Origin of the sequence: Pseudarthrobacter albicanus (assembly GCF_018224015.1) — a bacterium.
Lineage (GTDB): Bacteria > Actinomycetota > Actinomycetes > Actinomycetales > Micrococcaceae > Arthrobacter > Arthrobacter albicanus.
On sequence record NZ_JAGPOT010000139.1, the window covers coordinates 1 to 2,971 of the forward strand.

2 protein-coding genes and 1 pseudogene are annotated in these 2,971 nt (G+C 66.2%); all 3 read left to right on the top strand.

Annotated features, from left to right (window positions below; genetic code table 11):
- Nucleotides 1-456, top strand: a pseudogene (locus tag J9611_RS20550) (malate synthase A); the annotation flags it as partial.
- A gap of 286 nt (nt 457-742) precedes the next feature.
- Complete coding sequence (locus J9611_RS20555; protein ID WP_211882963.1) at nt 743-1,321, top strand: adenylate kinase; 579 nt, start codon at nt 743-745, stop codon at nt 1,319-1,321.
- 132 nt (nt 1,322-1,453) lie between these two features.
- Nucleotides 1,454-2,971, top strand: a 1,518-nt coding sequence (locus J9611_RS20560; protein ID WP_211882962.1) for an acetate--CoA ligase, incomplete at its 3' end; no start/stop codon positions are given.

Genomic DNA, 2,971 nt, shown 5'->3' on the forward strand with positions numbered 1-2,971 from the left:
CGCCCGAACCAGCTGGACCGGCTCCGCGAGGACGTCACCCCGGACGACCGCGCCCTGCTCGACATCGCCTCCACCACCGGCACCATCACCGAACAGGGCATCCGGAACAACATCGAGGTGGGCATCCGCTACATCGAGTCCTGGCTGCGCGGCAACGGCGCGGTGGCCATCCACAACCTGATGGAGGACGCAGCCACCGCGGAGATCTCCCGATCGCAGCTGTGGCAGTGGATCTTCGCCCGCGCCATCACCGACAAGGGCGACGTCATCACCCGCGAGTGGGTGGAGGACATGCTCGACGAGGAGTTCGCGAAACTGGAACGCTTCGAAGGGGACCGCTTCGCCGACGCGCGGGACATCTTCGAGGAAGTCACGCTCAGCGCCGAGTTCCCGGCCTTCCTGACGCTTCCCGCCTACGACCGGTTCCTGCACGAATCCGAGACCCTGGCCTTCTGAATCTTCCGTCCGCCGGTCCGCCGCGCCTTCGCAACAGGCACCCCGAGAGCCGGGAGGCGACCCGGCGGACGGAACCCACCTCAATCTCCCCCAACGCCACCACACCCGGCCGCCTGCCTCTGTCTGCGGATCGGGTCCACCGGCCTTGAAGCACAACTGTGTCCCTCTCCTGGTAGCGGCCATCGCGGCCTGATATACGGCCGCCGTCCCGCCGCCTCCGCACAAGCCAGATGTCTGAATCACTCAGGCTCCGACAACCCCACTACGAACGGTTTGATAGATGAGAATGTTGATTACAGGACCCCCCGGATCCGGCAAGGGTACTCAGGCGCAGCGCATTGCAGAGCGCCTTGACATTACTGCCATCTCCACAGGAGACATGTTCCGCACTCACGTGATGGACGAGACACCTTTGGGTGTCGAAACAAAAAGGTACATGGACAACGGCGATTTCGTTCCCGACAGCGTCACCAACGCCATGGTGCGGGACCGTTTGCAGCACCAGGACACGAGCAACGGCTTCCTGCTAGACGGATACCCGCGCACCACGTGCCAAGTGGACGAGCTGGACGATATCCTTGCCGCCAACGCGCACAATCTGGATGTTGTTCTTCAGCTCGCGGCGGATGATGAAGAAATCGTTCGGCGCTTGCTGGGCCGGGCCCGGGATGAAGGGCGCAGCGATGACAATGAACGCGTTATCCGGCACCGACTGGAGCTCTACCGCGAACAAACCGAGGCCATACTGGCACTCTACGACAGACGCGGCCTGCTTGTGCAGGTCGATGGGTGCGGCGACATCGACCAGGTCACCGACAGCGCCATGAGCGGTATCGAGACCGCCAAGGTCCGTCAGGGCACGTAAACCACGCCCTGTCGGCGGACCGTCCCGGCGAGAGTCCGAGGTGTGCCCTGCCCGGTGGCGGGGCACACCTCGGCGTTTAGTTAGGGCGTATTTTCAACGCAGAACGAGTCAGAGAAAGCAAAGAGTTTACCTATGTCCAACGACCGCACCGCAGCACTATCCACACCGCCCCGTCAGGGCGATGCCTTCGAAAACCTGTCCCATGAAGCCCGCCAGTTCGCGCCCTCGGCCGCGTTCGCGGCCGGCGCCGTCGTTACCGCCGCGGACTACGCCGAGGCCGACGCCGACCGCCCCGCCTTCTGGGCCAGGCAGGCCCGCGGGCTGCTGAGCTGGAGCAAGGACTTCACGCAGGCGCTGGACTGGACCCAGCCACCCGTCGCCAAGTGGTTCGTCGGCGGCGAGGTCAACGCCGCGTACAACGCCCTGGACCGCCATGTCGAAAACGGGCTCGGGGACCGCGTCGCCATCTACTTCGAGGGCGAACCGGGCGACACCCGCACCTACACGTACGCGCAGCTGACCGAGGAGGTCAAGAAGGCCGCCAACGCCTTCGAGTCCCTGGGCGTGTCCAAGGGCGACCGGGTGGCCGTCTACCTGCCGATGATTCCCGAGGCCGTCATCACCCTGCTGGCCTGCGCCCGGATCGGCGCCATCCACTCGGTGGTCTTCGGCGGCTTCTCCGCCGACGCGCTCCGCTCCCGGATCGACGACGCCGAAGCCAGGCTCGTCGTCACCGCCGACGGCACCTACCGCCGCGGCAAGCCCAGCCCGCTCAAGAACGCCGTCGACGAGGCGTTGTCCCATGACGGAGACGGCGGCGGCCACTCCGTCCGGAACGTCGTGGTGGTCAAGCGCAACGGGGCGGACGTGGACTGGCACGAGGGCCGTGACCACTGGTGGGCGGACACCGTGGGGGCCGCCTCAGCCGAGCACACCGCCGTCGGGCATGACTCGGAACATCCGCTGTTCATCCTCTACACCTCCGGCACCACGGGCAAACCCAAGGGCATCCTGCACACCACCGGCGGCTTCCTCACCCAGACCGCCTACACCCACAAGGCCGTCTTCGACCTGCACCCGGAAACGGACGTCTACTGGTGCACCGCCGACGTCGGATGGGTCACCGGGCACTCCTACGTCGCCTACGCGCCGCTCATCAACGGCGCCACCCAGGTCATGTACGAGGGCACCCCGGACTCCCCGCACCAGGGCCGCTGGTGGGAGATCATCGAGAAGTACAAGGTCTCCATCCTCTACACCGCCCCCACCGCCATCCGGACCTTCATGAAGTGGGGCAAGGACATCCCGGGCAAATACGACCTCTCCTCGATCCGGGTCCTGGGCTCCGTGGGCGAACCCATCAACCCGGAAGCGTGGATGTGGTACCGGGACACCATCGGAGCCAACGCCGGCAAGAACGGCGAAAAGAAAGACAACCCCGCACCGATCGTGGACACCTGGTGGCAGACCGAAACCGGCGCCCAGATGATCGCACCCCTCCCCGGCGTCACGGCCACCAAGCCCGGCTCCGCCCAGGTCCCGCTGCCCGGCATCGCCGCGGACGTCGTGGACGAGAACGGCGAATCCGTGCCCAACGGCCACGGCGGCTTCCTGGTGATCCGCGAACCCTGGCCCGCCATGCTGCGCGGC

Excerpts from the sequence above, each read along its gene's own strand:
- J9611_RS20555 (WP_211882963.1), top strand. The coding sequence starts at position 743 with ATGTTGATTACAGGACCCCCCGGATCCGGCAAGGGTACTCAGGCGCAG.